The organism is Pseudomonas sp. 1928-m, from assembly GCF_029269135.1.
In the GTDB taxonomy this organism is placed as follows: Bacteria; Pseudomonadota; Gammaproteobacteria; order Pseudomonadales; family Pseudomonadaceae; genus Aquipseudomonas.
This window is the reverse complement of record NZ_JARIXO010000002.1, coordinates 284,153-299,937: the sequence shown is the minus strand read 5'-3', so window position 1 is coordinate 299,937 and position 15,785 is coordinate 284,153. Positions and strand designations below refer to the sequence as shown.

Genomic DNA, 15,785 nt, shown 5'->3' with positions numbered 1-15,785 from the left:
CCTGGGCGTGAACTGAATGCAGGCATTGGCGCGCTGGACAGCCCTGCTGTTGCGGACGGCGTTGGGGCTGTGCGCCCTGGCGCTGGTATTGGCGGCGCTGTACGTCAGCCTCGGCCGCGAGCTGGTGCCGCTGGTCGCCGAATACCGCCTGGACGCCGAGGACAAGGCCCGTGAAGCGCTGGCCATGCCGGTGCAGATCGGTGCGCTGGAAGGCCTCTGGCAAGGTTTCTCGCCGGTTTTGACCGCTCACGATGTGACGGTCGGCGAGGGGGCTGGCGCCTTGCAGCTGGATCAGGTGCGCGTGGTGCCGGATGTGCTGGCCAGCCTGTTGGCGCGTCAGCTGCGCATTGCCCGGCTTGAGCTCGACGGCCTACAGCTGGTGGTGCAGCAGGCTGAAGACGGCGGCTGGTCGCTCAAGGGCTTGCCGCAACGCAGCGACCCGGCGCCGCTGGACCTGGCTCAGGTGCTGACGCAATCGCAGGTGGTCAAGCGCCTGTCGCTGTTCAACAGCCAGATCACCGTGCAAGCCTTCGAGCAGCCGCCGCGAACCCTGACCTATGTCAATCTCACCCTGCGCAACGGCAGCGTAAGCCAGCGTCTGGACGGCCGTCTGTTGTTGCCCGATGGCCAGCCGCTGGCCCTGCAGTTGCGCACGCGGATAAGCGCCAAACGCTGGCAAGACGCCTCCGCCGAGCTGTACCTGAGCCTGCCGCAGAGTGATTGGGCGGCCTGGGTGCCGGCGAGCCTGTTGGCGCAGTGGCGGCTTGAGCAATTGCAGCTGGGCGGTGAAGTCTGGCTGAGCTGGGCCAAGGGCGGCGTGCAGCGGGCGGTCAGTCGCCTGCATGTGCCGCAGCTCAAGGCTGGCTATGCCGAGCGCGAATCGGTGGCGCTGAACAATCTGGCGCTGAATGCCTATTTCACCCGTACCGAGCTGGGTTTCAAACTGGTGTTGGATGACCTGGCCTTCAGTCGTGATGAGCAGCGCTGGGGTGAAGTGCGTGTAGCGCTGACCCAGCAGGCGGAAAGCGCAGAGGTGCAGGAGCAATGGCTGCTGAGTGCCGACCGCCTCGACCTTGCACCGCTGCAGCCGCTGGTGGCTGGGCTTGCGCCGTTGCCGGAAAAAGGCCTGGCGTTGCTTGCGCAACTCAAGCCGCATGGCGCGCTGCGCAATATCCAGCTCGACTACCGGCCGCAGCTGACCGATAGCAAGCGCCTGCAGTTCTCGGCCAATTTGCAGCGCATCGGCTTTGCCGCGTACCTCGGCTCGCCGGCTGCGGAAAACGTCAGCGGCAGCATCAGCGGTGATCTCGGCCAGGGTGAGCTGCGCGTCGATAGTGAAAACTTTTCCCTGCACCTCGACACCCTGTTCCCCAAGCCCTGGCTCTACCAGAAAGCCAATGCCCTGCTGACCTGGCAGCTTGATGAGCAGGCGTTCACCCTGCGTAGCCCCTATCTGCAGGTGCTGGGTGAGGAAGGCCCGGTCGCCGGTGATTTTCTGATTCGCCTGCGTTTCGACCCGGCGCAGGAAGACTATATGGACCTGCGCGTCGGCCTGCGTAACGGCGATGCGCGCTTTACCGAGAAATACCTGCCGAGCCGCGCGCCGGGCATGAGCGCCGATCTGGATGCCTGGCTGAAAAGTGCCATCCGTGGTGGTGCGGTCGATGAAGGCTATTTCCAGTACCAGGGCTCGCTGAACAAGGACGCGGAGAATGCCGCGCGCAGTATCAGCCTGTTCTTCGCTGTGCATGATGCCGAACTGGCCTTTCAGCCCGGCTGGCCGGCACTGCGTGAAGGGCGGGGGCGGGTTTTGATTGAGGACAGCGGCGTGCGCGTCGAACTGGCGGAAGGGCGCATCCTCGATAGCCGGGTGAACAATGCCCAGGCGCTGATCGCGACCGCATTGCCCGGTCAGCCGCCGCGCCTGTTGCTGACCAGTGAGCTGAGCAGCAATGTTGATGACGCCCTGCATATCCTGCAGCAGACGCCCATCGGCACCGCAGAAACCTTTGCCGGCTGGACTGGCGCAGGGGCGCTGACTGGCAAGCTCAAGCTAGATTTGCCGTTGCGCAAGGGTCTGGCTCCGGCAGTGGTGGTGGATTTCGCCACTCAAGGCGCGCAACTCAGCCTGCCCAATCCGCCGCTGCAGTTCAGCCAGCTGCAAGGCGCCTTTCGTTACAACACTGCCAGCGGCCTCAGCGCCCCGGATATTCGTGCCCAGGTGCTGGGTCATGCGGTGCGCGCCAAGGCTCTGGCCGAGGGCGCGCGCGGTCAGGCACGCAGCCGCATCGAGGCCAGCGGGCAAATTGCTGTCAAGGAACTGAGTACCTGGCTGGGTGTTACCCAGCCGCTACCCATCAGTGGCAACCTGCCGTATCGCCTCAATCTGACTCTGGACGGCGCCGACAGTCAGCTGCGCGTCAGTTCCAGCCTTAAAGGCGCGACGGTGGCGCTGCCGGCGCCGTTCGGCAAAAGCGCTGCCGAGGAGCGCGCGACGCAGTGGCGTATGAGCCTGGGCGGGCGTGAGCCGCGCTACTGGCTGGATTATGCCGAGTTGCTGAGCCTGACCTTTGCTGCCAGCCCAGGCCAGTTCAGCCAGGGCCGTGGCGAGATTCGCCTGGCCGATGGCCCGGCCAGCCTACCCACCAGCCAGGGCCTGCGTGTGCGCGGGCGCGTGGCAGAGTTGGATTGGTCGGCCTGGCAGCAGGTGTTGCAGCCCTATGCCAGCGTGCCAATCGGTGATGCGCAGCGGCTGTTCAAGGATGCTCAGCTACGCATTGGTCGTTTCAGCGGTTTTGGCATCAACCTGGATACTCTGGAAGTGGCGGTTAAACGCGATGCCGCCACCTGGGCAGTCAGCCTCGACAGCCCGCAGCTGAAAGGCCAGGTCGGTTTGCCGGATGCCCGTGAGTTGCCGATTGCCCTGACGCTCGATTACCTGCGCTTCCCAGCGGCAGAGAAGAAGACCGCTGGCGAGCCTGTGGTCGATGCGCCAGACCCGCTGGCCAGTGTCGATCCGCGCAGCTTCCCGGCGCTGGACGTGCGAATTGCCCAGGTTTATCAAGGCATCGAGCCGCTGGGCAGCTGGTCGCTCAAGGCGCGCCCGGTCAGTACCGGGGTACATTTCGACGAACTGGATCTCAACCTCAAGGGCTTGAAGATTGGCGGCCGGGCCAGCTGGCTAAACGCCGCAAGCGGCGTGCGCACGAGCTACAAAGGCCGCATGGATGGCGCTGATCTGGCCGATGTACTGATCGCCTGGGGCTTTGCTCCCACCGCCAGCAGCCGCGACTTTCATATGGATGTGGATGGCGACTGGCCCGGTTCGCCGGCCTGGTTCGGCATGAAGCGTTTTAGCGGCACGCTGGATGCCTCGCTGCGCAAGGGACAGTTCTCCGAGGTGGAAGGTCCGGCTTCGGCGCTGCGGGTATTCGGCTTGCTGAATTTCAACTCGATTGGTCGGCGTCTGCGCCTGGACTTCTCCGATCTGCTTGGCAAAGGCCTGAGCTATGACCGGGTCAAGGGCCTGCTGGTGGCCGATAACGGTGTGTTCGTGACCCGCGAGCCGATCACCCTCGAAGGCCCATCGAGCAATCTTGAGCTCAATGGCACCCTGGATATGGCCAATGACCGCATCGATGCCAAGTTGTTGGTGACCCTGCCGGTGACCAACAACCTGCCTTTGGCCGCGTTGATAGTCGGTGCGCCGGCTATTGGTGGGGCGCTGTTTATCGCCGATAAGCTGCTGGGTGACCGCGTGGCGCGCTTTGCCAGCGTGCAGTACGACGTCAAGGGCTCCTGGCAGAACCCGGATATCAGTTTCGACAAACCCTTCGAGAAACCGCAGTAAACCCGCACGGTGGATATGCAGCCGTGCAGTCTGCCGGTATGGCTTGTAAGCTGAAGCCTGATACCGATAGTGAGATAAGGCAGTCATGACTTTCGCAGTCATTCAAATGGTCAGCCAGGCTGATGTCCTGGCCAATCTGGCGCAGGCTCGGCAGTTGCTCGAACAGGCTGCTGCGCAAGGTGCGCGGCTGGCGGTGCTGCCGGAAAACTTCGCGGCCATGGGCCGGCGTGACCAGGCCGCACTGGGGCGTGCCGAAGCGTTGGGCGAGGGGCCGATTCTGCCCTGGTTACAACAGACTGCCCGCGACCTGGGCCTGTGGATCGTCGCCGGCACGTTGCCCTTGCCGCCGGATGGCCAGCCCGAAGCCAAGGCTCATGCCTGCTCTCTGCTGATCGATAATCAAGGCCAGCGGGTGGCGCGTTATGACAAGCTGCACCTGTTCGATGTGGATGTCAGTGACAGCCACGGCCGTTACCGCGAGTCTGACGATTACGCCTTCGGCAGCCAGGTGGTGGTGGCCGATACTCCGGTTGGGCGTCTGGGCCTGACGGTGTGTTATGACCTGCGCTTCCCCGAACTGTATAGCGCGTTACGTGCGACGGGCGCCGAGTTGATCAGTGTGCCGGCGGCCTTTACTGCGGTTACCGGCGCGGCGCATTGGCAAATACTCACCCGTGCGCGGGCCATCGAGACCCAGTGCTATGTACTGGCGGCCGGTCAGGGCGGCAGCCATCCAGGCGGGCGCGAGACCTTTGGCCATTCGGCGCTGGTCGACCCTTGGGGTCGCGTGCTCGCCGAACTGCCGCAGGGGCCGGGCGTACTGCTGGCCGAGCGTGATGCGGCTGAGCAGGCGGCGATCCGTCAGCGCATGCCGGTGGCGCGGCATAAACGATTTTTTGCGGCAGCCGAACCACGGCTGCCAGGTGCAACAGTCATAAACGAGATTGAGCAATGAACAATATGTTGGTGTCCGTCAGTGAACATCTGCTGGGGCCGGGCGGTTTGACCATTGAGCATCTGCCTGGAGTTTTGGCCGACCTGGCCGGGCCGGGAATCGATGCGGCCGATCTGTACTTCCAGAGCCAGGTTTCGGAAACCTGGGCGCTGGAGGATGGCATCGTCAAGGAAGGCAGTTTCAATCTCGATCAGGGCGTCGGCGTGCGCGCCCAGTCCGGCGAGAAAACCGGTTTTGCCTACAGCAATGCGATTACCGCTGACGCCTTGAGCCAAGCGGCACGCGCGGCCCGCTCGATTGCCCGCGCCGGGCAGAACGGCCGCGTGCAAGCGTTCAGCAGCCCGCTGGTCAAGCCGCTGTATGCCCAGGACAACCCGCTGGATGTGCTGGGCCGGGCGGAAAAGGTCGAGCTGCTCAAGCGCATCGATGTCGCCACCCGCGCCCTTGATCCGCGCATCAAGCAGGTTTCGGTCAGCCTGGCCGGGGTGTGGGATCGCATTCTGGTAGCCGCTAACGACGGCAGCCTGGGCGCGGATATTCGCCCGCTGGTGCGCTTCAATGTCAGCGTGATCGTCGAGCAGAACGGTCGCCGCGAACGCGGCAGCCATGGCGGCGGCGGACGTACCGATTACCGCTACTTCCTTGAGCAGACCAGCAATAACGAAGAACGCGCCATGGGCTATGCCCGTGAGGCCCTGCGCCAGGCCCTGGTCAACCTCGAGGCGATTCCGGCACCGGCAGGCACTATGGCCGTGGTGATGGGCGCAGGCTGGTCGGGCGTGCTGCTGCATGAAGCAGTCGGCCATGGCCTGGAAGGCGACTTCAATCGCAAGGGCAGTTCGGCCTACAGCGGCCGTATGGGCGAGCAGGTGGCCTCCAGCCTGTGCACCATCGTCGATGACGGCACCCTGGCCGAGCGCCGCGGCTCCCTGAGCATGGACGATGAAGGCACGCAGACCCAGTGCACCACGCTGATCGAGAACGGTGTGCTCAAGGGTTATATGCAGGACAAGCTCAACGCTCGCCTGATGGGCGTGGCCTGCACCGGCAATGGTCGCCGTGAGTCCTACGCGCACCTGCCGATGCCGCGCATGACCAACACCTACATGCTGGCCGGCGAGAGCGATCCGGAAGAAATCATCCGTTCGGTGAAGAAGGGCATCTACTGCGCCAACCTCGGCGGCGGTCAGGTGGATATCACCAGCGGCAAGTTCGTGTTTTCCACCAGCGAGGCTTACCTGATCGAGGACGGCAAGATCACCGCCCCGGTCAAAGGCGCGACTCTGATCGGCAATGGCCCGGAAGCCATGAGCAAGGTTTCGATGGTCGGTAACGACCTGGCGTTGGACAGCGGCGTCGGTACCTGCGGCAAGGACGGTCAGTCGGTGCCGGTTGGCGTGGGCCAGCCGACGCTGAAGATCGATGCGATTACGGTGGGCGGTACGGGTAGCTAAAAAGCGTCGATTGGGTTGAGCATTGCGCAGCCCAATCGATGTGCTGGTCTAGCGCAAGCCGCGCTGGCTTTCGTCCAGTTCGCGGATGTATTTGAAGATTTTGCGTGACGCGGCAGGCGCTTTGTTCTGCGCCAGTTCGTGCTGGCCCTGACGGATCAGCTGACGCAGGTGCTGGCGGTCGGCGTCGGGGTATTCGCCGACAAATTTTTCCAGGGTGTCGTCGTCGCCGTTGAGCAAACGGTCACGCCAGCGCTCCAGATTATGAAAGCGTTCGTTGTACTGGCGGGTGGAGGCATCCAGCTGGTCGAGCAGGGTCAGGATGGCGGGGATGTCCTGATCGCGCATCAAGCGGCCGATAAACTGCACATGGCGCTTCTTCGCGGCATTGGCAGTGTGCTTGGGCGCTTCGGCCAGCGCGCGGCGCAGCTCGTCGGTCAGCGGCAGCTTGTTCAGCAGATCGAGTTTCAGGGTAGTCAGGCGTTGCCCCAGATCTTGTAGCGCATGAAACTCGCGCTTGACCTGGGTTTTGCTCTTCTCGCCGGAGAAGTCGTCAAGGTATTCAGACATGGTGGCGGTCCAGTGGAAAACGCCGACATGATAGCAGCAAGTTTCCAGCTGTAAGCGTCTGGCCTGTGTGGCCGCGTTTGCCGCTTATCGTTCAGGAGTTCTTATGAGTGCAGTAGACATCGTCGGCCCCCAGGCTGTGCCGCATTTGCAGGCGCAGGTGGAGCAGATTATTGCCGAGGCCAGAAAACAGGGTGCGAGTGCCTGCGAGGTGGCCGTATCGGTGGAGCAGGGCTTGTCCACCACAGTGCGACAAGGTGAAGTGGAAACGGTCGAATTTAATCGCGACCAGGGTTTCGGTATCACCCTGTATGTCGGTCAGCGCAAAGGCTCGGCCAGCACCTCGGCCAGCGGCGAAGCGGCGATTCGCGAAACCGTCGCGGCGGCCCTGGCGATTGCTAAGCATGCCTCTGAAGACGAATGCGCTGGCTTGGCCGATGCCGCGCTGATGGCCCGCGAGCTGCCGCAGCTGGATCTCTACCACGCCTGGTCGATTACTCCGGAGCAGGCCATCGAGCAGGCCTTGAGCTGCGAGGCCGCGGCCTTTGCCGCAGACCAGCGGATCAAGAACGCCGACGGCACGACGCTGAATACCCACCAGGGCTGCCGGGTTTATGGCAACAGCCATGGCTTTGTCAGCGGCTATGCCAGCACGCGGCACAGCCTGAGTTGCGTGATGATCGCCGAAGACGGCGGGCAGATGCAGCGCGACTACTGGTACGACGTTAATCGCCAGGGCGAGTTGTTGGCTGAGGCTGGCGGCATTGGCCGCCGCGCTGCCGAGCGTGCGGTAAGCCGTTTGGGTGCGCGCCCGGTGCCGACCTGCGAAGTGCCGGTGCTGTTTGCTGCCGAGTTGGCCACTGGTTTGTTTGGCAGCTTTCTGGCCGCGATCTCCGGCGGCAACCTGTACCGCAAGTCATCCTTTCTCGAAGGTTCTTTGGGCCAACAGCTGTTCCCCGAGTGGCTGAAAATCGATGAGCGTCCGCATATTCCCCGTGCGCTGGGCAGTGCGGCTTTCGATGGTGACGGTCTGGCGACCTATGCCAAGTCCTTCGTCGAGCGCGGCGAGTTGCTGTCCTATGTGCTTGGCACCTACTCCGGACGCAAGCTGGGCATGCCCAGCACCGCCAACTCCGGCGGCGTGCATAACCTGTTTGTCAGCCATGGCGATGAAGACCAGAAGGCGCTGCTCAAGCGTATGGGCCGCGGCCTGTTGGTGACCGAGCTGATGGGGCAAGGGCTGAATATGGTCACCGGCGACTATTCACGGGGCGCCGGTGGTTACTGGGTGGAGAATGGCGAAATCCAGTTCCCGGTGCAGGAAGTGACCATCGCCGGCAATATGCGCGACATGTTCAAGCAAATTGTTGCGGTGGGTAATGATCTGGAGCTGCGTAGCAATATCCGCACCGGTTCGGTGCTGATCGAGCGTATGACGGTGGCCGGTAGCTGATTCCGCTTGTATGAAAAAGGGCTGTCGCGTAAGCGTTCAGCCCCTTTTTATTGCCTGCCATCCATGGCGGCAACCCTACGGGCCGTCGCTACGCGACGTTAAAAATGTCTCCCGGACATTTTTTATTGCCTGCGGTTTTACTCACCTTCATCGAAGTAGTTGTTGATCAGCTCGCTTAGGGCCTGCAGCGCTTCGGCGTCCTGCTCGCCTTCGGTGTACAGATGCACTGGCGTGCCTTTGCCGGCGGCGAGCATCATCACCGCCATAATGCTTTTGCCATCGACCAGGCTTTCCGGTGTGCGGCCGACCTTGACCTGGCAAGGAAAACGCCCGGCGACGCCGACAAACTTGGCCGCCGCGCGGGCGTGCAGGCCAAGCTTGTTGATAATGGTGATTTCGCTGGCGGGCATCGCGGCAATTCCTTAACTGAGGTCGCGGTGGCGAATCTGAACGTTTTTCAGGATGGGCTTGAGGGTTTCACCCAGGCGGTTGGCCAGGTACACCGAACGGTGGTGGCCGCCGGTACAGCCAATCGCCACCGTGACGTAGGCGCGGTTGCTGGCGGCAAAGCGCGGCAGCCATTTGGTCAGGTAGGCGAGGATGTCCTGGTACATGTCTTCAACATCGGCCTGGGCCGAGAGGTAGTCGACTACCGGCTGGTCGAGCCCGGAGAAGTCGCGCAAGTCCGGCTTCCAGTACGGGTTGGGCAGGCAGCGAACATCGAATACCAGGTCGGCATCTACTGGCATGCCGCGCTTGAAGCCAAAGGACTCCAGCAGAAACGCAGTGCCAGGCTCGGGCTGATTGAGCAGGCGCAGCTTGAGGCTGTCGCGCAGCTGATACAGATTGAGGTGGGTGGTGTCGATTTTCAGGTCGGCGAGGTCGATGATTGGCCCGAGTAGCAGGCTTTCATCGGCAATGGCTTCGGCCAGCGAACGGCTCTCGTTGGTCAGCGGATGGCGTCGGCGGGTTTCCGAGAAGCGCTTGAGCAGGGTTTCTTCGTCGGCATCCAGGTAGATCACATCGCACTTGATATGCCGCGCGCGAACTTCTTCAAGCAGCTCAGGGAAGCGCTTGAGATGGCTCGGCAGGTTGCGCGCATCAATCGACACTGCGACCTGAGGATGCAGCAGTTCGGTGTGCAGCAGAGCGCGCTCGGCCAGTTCAGGTAGCAGGCCGGCAGGCAGGTTGTCGATGCAGTAGAAGCCATTGTCCTCAAGTACATCGAGGGCGGTGCTCTTCCCGGAGCCGGAGCGACCGCTAACGATGATCAGGCGCATGCTCAGGCTCGGTTGAGTTGGCTTTGTACGTCCACGACCACCTGATACAGGGCTTCGCTGCTCTCGGCCTGGCGCAGGCTGGCGCGTACGTCGCTGCGGTCGAGCATGCTGGCGATCTGCCGGAGCAGTTCCAAGTGAGCGTCGGTGGCAGCTTCGGGCACCAGCAGGACAAACAACAGGTCCACTGGCGCGCCGTCGATGGCGTCGAAGTCTACGGCAGAGTTCAGGCGCAGCAAGGCGCTGATCGGCGCGGTACAACCGGGCAGGCGACAGTGCGGAATGGCAATACCATTACCGAAACCGGTCGAGCCGAGTTTTTCCCGGGCAATCAGGCTTTCGAAGATGTCTTGGCCATCCAGGTCAGGCAGCTCGCGCGCCACCAGGTTGGCAATCTGTTCGAGGACACGTTTTTTGCTGCCGCCCGGCACGTTCACTAAAGAACGGCCGGGGGTCAGGATAGTTTCAAGTCGGATCATAGGAGATAGACGATGTCAGCGGGCCATAGCGCCCTGTTGACGTTCGAGCTGTTTTTCCTTGTGTTTGATGAGTTGTCGGTCGAGTTTATCAGTCAGTAAATCGATGGCTGCATACATGTCTTCATGTTCGGCATTGGCGACGACTTCGCCGCCGGCAATGTGCAGGGTCGCTTCGATTTTCTGTTTGAGCTTCTCGACCTCCATGGTGACTTGCACGTTGGTAATCTTGTCGAAGTGGCGCTCCAATCGGCCGAGTTTTTCGGCGATGTAGTCGCGTAGGGCGTCGGTCACATCCAGCTGGTGTCCACTGATGTTGACTTGCATACCGCTTTCTCCTTGTTGCCGTGTGTAAGAGGCAGGCGAGAGGCCTGCCGCCGGAACACTGTGGCGTGGAAGACTCTACGGAACGAGCCTGGCACGGTCGCTGATTGCTTGTTGGCAGTATGGCTGCTTTTGCGAAAAGGCGAGGCCGGGGGTGTTCGGTATCGAGTGGTCGTCTTCCTTCTTTGTGCCGCCTTAGATCAATCGTTTGCGCTCACTGGAAGGCGCTATTCCGAGGGATTCACGGTACTTGGCGACCGTGCGGCGAGCGACTTGAATGCCCTGTGCTTCCAGTAAACCAGCGATCTTGCTGTCACTCAACGGCTTTTTCGCATTTTCCGCTGCGACCAGTTTTTTGATGATGGCGCGGATCGCGGTGGACGAGCATTCGCCGCCCTCGGAGGTGCTGACGTGGCTGGAGAAGAAGTATTTCAGCTCGTAAATGCCGCGCGGCGTATGCATGAATTTCTGCGTGGTCACACGCGAGATGGTCGACTCGTGCATGCCTACAGCTTCGGCAATGTCGTGCAGTACCAGCGGCTTCATCGCCTCGTCGCCGTAATCGAGGAAGCCGCGTTGATGCTCGACGATCTGTGTGGCGACCTTCATCAGGGTCTCGTTGCGGCTTTGCAGGCTTTTGATAAACCAGCGCGCTTCCTGCAGCTGGTTGCGCATAAAGGTGTTGTCGGCGCTGGAGTCGGCGCGCTTCACAAAACCGGCGTATTGCGCGTTGACCCGCAGGCGCGGCATGGCTTCCTGGTTCAGCTCTACCAGCCAGCGCTCGTTGTGTTTGCGCACGATCACGTCGGGCACCACGTATTCCGGCTCGCTGGATTCAATCTGCGAGCCGGGGCGCGGGTTGAGGCTCTGGATCAGGTCGATAACCTGGCGCAGCTCGTCTTCCTTGAGCTTCATGCGGCGCATCAGCTGGCTATAGTCGCGGCTACCAAGCAGATCCAGGTAGTCGCTGGCCAGGCGCTGGGCCTCGCTCAGCCACGGGGTTTTCGCCGGCAGCTGACGCAGTTGCAGGAGCAGACACTCGCCCAGGTTGCGCGCGGCGATACCGGTAGGCTCGAACTGCTGGATGCGGTGCAACACGGCTTCGACTTCGTCGAGCTCGATGTCCAGTTCCGGGTCGAAGGCTTCGACCACCTCTTCCAGGGTCTCTTCCAGATAGCCCTGCTGATTGATGCAGTCGATCAGGGTGACCGCAATCAGGCGGTCCTTGTCCGACATCGGGGCCAGGTTGAGTTGCCACAGTAGGTGGCTTTGCAGGCTCTCGCCGCTGGAGGTGCGGGTGGTGAAATCCCACTCGTCGTCATCGTTGCTGCTGCTGGGCAGGCTGCTGGCGCTGGTCTGGTAGATGTCTTCCCAAGCGGTATCGACTGGCAGCTCGTTGGGAATGCGCTCGCCCCAATCGCCTTCTTCCAGGTTGTCCACGGTCTGCGTGGCTTCCTGGTAGTTGGTTTCCTGATAGGGCGCTTCGGGCTGTTCGCTGGGGCTGGCGCTTTCTGCGCCATCGGCCATAGGGTCCGAATTGTCGAAATCATCGCCATCTTCCTGGCGTTCGAGCATCGGGTTGGACTCCAAGGCCTCCTGGATCTCTTGTTGCAGATCCAGGGTCGACAGTTGGAGCAGGCGGATGGCCTGTTGCAGCTGCGGTGTCATCGTCAGCTGCTGGCCCATTCTCAGGACTAGCGATGGTTTCATTGCAGACCTTATTTACCGGCGTCTGTGCGCAATCCACTACAGGGCGTTTTTAAAAAGCGCCACTAGGAAGCAAATTATATGCCTGACTTTAAGGGTTTTGCCTAGCCTTGGCTGCAGTCAGCTTGAGAAAAGCTGTGGTTACAGCCGGAACTCATGCCCCAGGTAAACTTCTTTGACTGTCTGGTTGGCCAGAATAGCCTCGGCGTCACCTTCGGCGATCAGTTGACCATCGCTGACGATATAGGCGGTTTCGCAGATATCCAGGGTCTCGCGCACGTTGTGGTCGGTGATTAATACACCAATGCCCTTGGCTTTGAGGTGGTGGATGATCTGCTTGATGTCGCCCACGGAGATCGGGTCGACACCGGCAAAGGGTTCGTCGAGCAGGATGAACTTGGGGTTGGTCGCCAGGGCGCGGGCAATTTCCACGCGGCGGCGCTCACCACCGGACAGGCTCATGCCGAGGTTGTCGCGGATATGGCTGATATGGAACTCCTGCAACAAGCCCTCAAGCTCTTTGCGGCGTGCAGCGCCGTCGAGGTCTTTGCGGGTTTCCAGGATGGCCATGATGTTGTCGGCCACGCTGAGCTTGCGGAAGATCGAGGCTTCCTGTGGCAGGTAGCCGATGCCGGCGCGGGCACGGCCATGCATGGGCTGATGGCTGACGTCGAGATCATCGATCATCACGCGGCCCTGATCGGCCTGTACCAGGCCAACAATCATATAGAAGCAGGTGGTCTTGCCGGCACCGTTGGGGCCGAGCAAACCGACGATCTGCCCGCTGTCGATGCTTAGGCTGACGTCACGCACGACCTGGCGGCCTTTGTAGCTTTTGGCCAGGTGTTGGGCTTTCAATGTGGCCATTATTACTGCGCCTGCTGGTCGGCTGGTTTGTTCTTCGGCTGGATCACCATGTCGATGCGCGGACGTGGCGCAGTGACATTGGTGCCTGTGGCGCGGCCGGCGTTGACGATCTGGCGCTGGGTGTCATAGACGATTTTCTCGCCTTCGAAGGTGTTGCCTTCCTGAATCACCTTGGCCTGATCGATCAATACCACGCGCTCGTTGGCCATAAAGTACTGGATGGTCAGACCGTAGGCCTTGACGATCTGCTTGTCGGCTGACGGCTTTTGCTCGTAGTAGGCCGGCTTGCCAACCGAGGTAAATACCTCGACATCGCCCTGAGCATTCTGAGTGATGGTCACGGTGTCACCGGTGACCTTCATGGTGCCCTGGGTGATGACGACGTCACCGCGATAAACCGCCACGCCTTGTTTGTCGTCCAGTTCTGCGCTGTCGGCCTGGATGCGGATCGGCTGTTCGCGGTCGGACGGCAATGCCCAGGCGCTGACACTTCCGAGTGCGGCGCTGAGGCTGAGTAGTAGGGGGAGGGTGTTAACGAGCCTCATGCTGACCTCTTACGTTGGACAGCAGGAGCATCCTGCCGTCATTCATGTACGCTTTCATTCCTTTTGCCGTGGTCACCCCATTGGCCGCGTCGATTCTAACGGCTTGCTGGGTCTGCGCATATTCCTTCTCGGGGAATACGGTCAGGCGGCTGGTGGTGAGGATGGTCGGGCGGCCTTTGGCGTCAGTGCGCTCGACGCGCACCTTGTCGATCAGCTCGACCTCAGCGCCGCCCGGCGATACTTCACCGCGCTCGCTGCGGATTTTCCAGGGCAGCTCGGTGCCGCGGAACAGATTCATGTTCGGACTGGTCATCAGGGTGATGTCGCTAGCCTTGATATGTTCGACCTTGTCGGCCTGCAGCTCATAATGCAGCTTGCCATCGGCCTGGTATTGCACGGTATAGGTATTGGTGGCGTAAAAATCGATGGCGTTATCTGTTCCAGCGCTGCGCGCTTGCTGGTTAAAGCTTTCCGGGCTGAGGTTCCAGTAGCCAAGCGCCGCCACCAGCAGGGCGACAAAGGCGAACAGGGCGATATTGAATAACTTGCGGGGCATGGTTGGCCTATAGGTAAGCGGCTTGAGCGGCTTCAAGGGTGCCTTGGGCGTGCATGATCAATTCGCAGAACTCACGGGCGGCGCCTTCGCCACCGCGAGCGCGGGTCACGCCGTGGGCGTGCTGGCGGACAAAGCCGTCGGCGCTGGCAACTGCCATGCCCAGGCCGACACGGCGGATCACCGGCAGATCAGGCAGGTCGTCACCCAGGTAAGCGACCTGTGCATAGTCTAGGCCCAGTTCGCCGAGCAGTTCATCGAGTACCACCAGCTTGTCTTCGCGGCCCTGGTACAGGTGCTGAATCCCCAGGTTCTGCGCACGGCGCTCAACCACGGGGGTTTTGCGGCCGCTGATAATCGCGGTGCGCACGCCAGAGTTGATCAGCATCTTGATGCCGTGGCCGTCGAGGGTGTTGAAGGTCTTGAACTCGCTACCGTCGACGAGGAAGTACAGCTTGCCGTCGGTGAGCACACCGTCGACGTCGAAAATCGCCAGTTTGACGGCCTTGGCGCGTTGCAGTAGGTCGGGGTTGGTCAGGTCAGTGCTCATCACATGACCCCGGCGCGGAGCAGGTCGTGCATGTTTAGCGCGCCAATTGGCAGGTCGTTGTCGTCGATCACCACCAGCGAGCTGATCTTGTGGTCTTCCATGATTTTCAAAGCCTCTGCCGCGAGCATTTCCGCGCGGGCGGTCTTGCCGTGGGCGGTCATTACGTCATCGATAATGGTCTGGCGTACGTCGATGTTGCGGTCCAGGGTGCGGCGCAAATCGCCGTCGGTGAAGATCCCGGCCAGGCGGCCATCGTCCTCGGTCACCACGGTCATGCCCAGGCCTTTCTGGGTCATTTCCAGCAGCGCGTCGCGTAGCGAGGTGCCGCGTTTGACGCGTGGCAGGCTGTCGCCGGCGTGCATGACGTTTTCCACCTTGAGTAGCAGGCGTCGGCCCAATGCACCGCCCGGGTGGGAGAAGGCGAAATCTTCAGCGGTAAAGCCGCGGGCTTCCAGCAGGGCAATGGCCAGGGCGTCGCCCAGGACCAGCGATACCGTGGTGGAAGAGGTTGGGGCTAGGTTCAGCGGGCAGGCTTCCTGTGACACGCGGGCGTCCAGGTTGACTTCGGCGGCCTTGGCCAGCGGGGATTCCGGGTTGCCGGTCATGCTGATCAAGCGGATGCCGAGGCGTTTGATCAGCGGCAGCAGGGTGACGATTTCTGCAGTAGAACCGGAGTTGGACAGGGCCAGCACCACGTCGTCACGGGTGATCATGCCCATGTCGCCATGGCTCGCTTCGGCAGGATGCACAAAGAACGCGGTGGTGCCGGTGCTGGCCAGAGTCGCGGCAATCTTGTTGCCGACGTGGCCGGATTTGCCCATGCCGACCACCACGACGCGGCCTTTACTGGCGAGAATCAGCTCGCAGGCACGCACGAAATCACCGTTGATGCGCGCCAGCAGATCCTGGATGGCTTCGAGTTCCAGGCGGATGGTGCGCTGCGCTGACTGGATCAGGTCGGTGGACTGGCTCATGGCTTCTCTGCGGCGTGCGGGTTAAAGGCTGCCGATTATAACGGTAAAGGTGCGCCTGCCCAGTGTTTCCAGTGGCGAGTCGGTTACAGAAACTGTGCGGCGCTTATCTCTGGCAACAAGTTCAATCTTGGGCGAGGAATGCCGCGATGGTATAGTTTGCGGCCATTTTCGGTACGTTCGACGACCTATAGTGCCCTTTGTTCGGGGCAGTGCGTCAGTCAGGCAAGCGTTGAGCA

At 61.6% G+C, this 15,785-nt stretch carries 15 protein-coding genes; 4 read left to right on the top strand and 11 right to left on the bottom strand.

Going from position 1 to position 15,785, the window contains the following annotated elements:
• Positions 1 to 16: 16 nt before the first annotated feature.
• From P3C18_RS10900 to tldD, 3 genes are all read left to right on the top strand, one after another.
• On the top strand, positions 17 to 3,850 hold the full coding sequence (locus P3C18_RS10900; RefSeq protein ID WP_275961885.1) for a YhdP family protein: 3,834 nt from the start codon (positions 17 to 19) through the stop codon (positions 3,848 to 3,850).
• An 85-nt stretch (positions 3,851 to 3,935) separates the two neighbouring features.
• Entirely contained in the window at positions 3,936 to 4,805 is an 870-nt protein-coding gene (locus tag P3C18_RS10895; protein ID WP_275961884.1) for a carbon-nitrogen hydrolase family protein, read from the top strand.
• Positions 4,802 to 6,259, top strand: coding sequence for a metalloprotease TldD (gene tldD / locus P3C18_RS10890; RefSeq protein ID WP_275961883.1), 1,458 nt, complete (start codon positions 4,802 to 4,804; stop codon positions 6,257 to 6,259). Before P3C18_RS10895 ends, tldD begins: the two co-directional genes overlap by 4 nt.
• Before the next feature lie 48 nt (positions 6,260 to 6,307).
• Here the strand turns inward: tldD and yjgA are convergent, their stop codons facing one another.
• Complete coding sequence (yjgA, locus tag P3C18_RS10885) at positions 6,308 to 6,826, bottom strand: ribosome biogenesis factor YjgA (protein ID WP_275961882.1); 519 nt, start codon at positions 6,824 to 6,826, stop codon at positions 6,308 to 6,310.
• 103 nt (positions 6,827 to 6,929) lie between these two features.
• On the opposite strand from yjgA, the gene pmbA reads away from it, so the two are divergent.
• Entirely contained in the window at positions 6,930 to 8,276 is a 1,347-nt protein-coding gene (pmbA, locus tag P3C18_RS10880) for a metalloprotease PmbA (protein ID WP_275961881.1), read from the top strand.
• Between the two features lie 137 nt (positions 8,277 to 8,413).
• Here the strand turns inward: pmbA and P3C18_RS10875 are convergent, their stop codons facing one another.
• The 10 genes from P3C18_RS10875 to P3C18_RS10830 all read right to left on the bottom strand — a co-directional run bounded on the left by P3C18_RS10875 (position 8,414) and on the right by P3C18_RS10830 (position 15,549).
• Complete coding sequence (locus tag P3C18_RS10875; protein WP_275961880.1) at positions 8,414 to 8,686, bottom strand: HPr family phosphocarrier protein; 273 nt, start codon at positions 8,684 to 8,686, stop codon at positions 8,414 to 8,416.
• Positions 8,687 to 8,698: 12 nt separating this feature from the next.
• On the bottom strand, positions 8,699 to 9,556 hold the full coding sequence (rapZ, locus tag P3C18_RS10870; RefSeq protein ID WP_275961879.1) for an RNase adapter RapZ: 858 nt from the start codon (positions 9,554 to 9,556) through the stop codon (positions 8,699 to 8,701).
• Positions 9,557 to 9,558: 2 nt separating this feature from the next.
• Positions 9,559 to 10,032 carry a PTS IIA-like nitrogen regulatory protein PtsN gene (ptsN, locus tag P3C18_RS10865; RefSeq protein ID WP_275961878.1) on the bottom strand — a complete coding sequence of 158 codons (474 nt, stop codon included), beginning with the start codon at positions 10,030 to 10,032 and terminating at the stop codon, positions 9,559 to 9,561.
• A 15-nt stretch (positions 10,033 to 10,047) separates the two neighbouring features.
• On the bottom strand, positions 10,048 to 10,356 hold the full coding sequence (gene raiA, locus P3C18_RS10860) for a ribosome-associated translation inhibitor RaiA (RefSeq protein WP_090255510.1): 309 nt from the start codon (positions 10,354 to 10,356) through the stop codon (positions 10,048 to 10,050).
• A gap of 192 nt (positions 10,357 to 10,548) precedes the next feature.
• Positions 10,549 to 12,063, bottom strand: a complete 1,515-nt coding sequence (locus tag P3C18_RS10855; RefSeq protein ID WP_275961877.1) for an RNA polymerase factor sigma-54 — start codon at positions 12,061 to 12,063, stop codon at positions 10,549 to 10,551.
• A 138-nt stretch (positions 12,064 to 12,201) separates the two neighbouring features.
• Positions 12,202 to 12,927: an LPS export ABC transporter ATP-binding protein gene (gene lptB, locus P3C18_RS10850; protein WP_090255506.1), complete on the bottom strand. Its 726-nt coding sequence runs from the start codon at positions 12,925 to 12,927 to the stop codon at positions 12,202 to 12,204.
• 2 nt (positions 12,928 to 12,929) lie between these two features.
• Entirely contained in the window at positions 12,930 to 13,472 is a 543-nt protein-coding gene (lptA, locus tag P3C18_RS10845; RefSeq protein WP_275961876.1) for a lipopolysaccharide transport periplasmic protein LptA, read from the bottom strand.
• Positions 13,459 to 14,028 carry an LPS export ABC transporter periplasmic protein LptC gene (gene lptC / locus P3C18_RS10840; protein ID WP_275961875.1) on the bottom strand — a complete coding sequence of 190 codons (570 nt, stop codon included), beginning with the start codon at positions 14,026 to 14,028 and terminating at the stop codon, positions 13,459 to 13,461. The genes lptA and lptC overlap by 14 nt, the downstream gene beginning before the upstream one ends.
• Before the next feature lie 7 nt (positions 14,029 to 14,035).
• Positions 14,036 to 14,575, bottom strand: a complete 540-nt coding sequence (locus tag P3C18_RS10835; protein WP_275961874.1) for an HAD family hydrolase — start codon at positions 14,573 to 14,575, stop codon at positions 14,036 to 14,038.
• Positions 14,575 to 15,549 (bottom strand): KpsF/GutQ family sugar-phosphate isomerase, encoded by a 975-nt coding sequence (locus tag P3C18_RS10830; RefSeq protein WP_275961873.1) that lies wholly within the window; start codon positions 15,547 to 15,549, stop codon positions 14,575 to 14,577. The genes P3C18_RS10835 and P3C18_RS10830 overlap by 1 nt, the downstream gene beginning before the upstream one ends.
• Between the last annotated feature and the right edge of the window lie 236 nt (positions 15,550 to 15,785).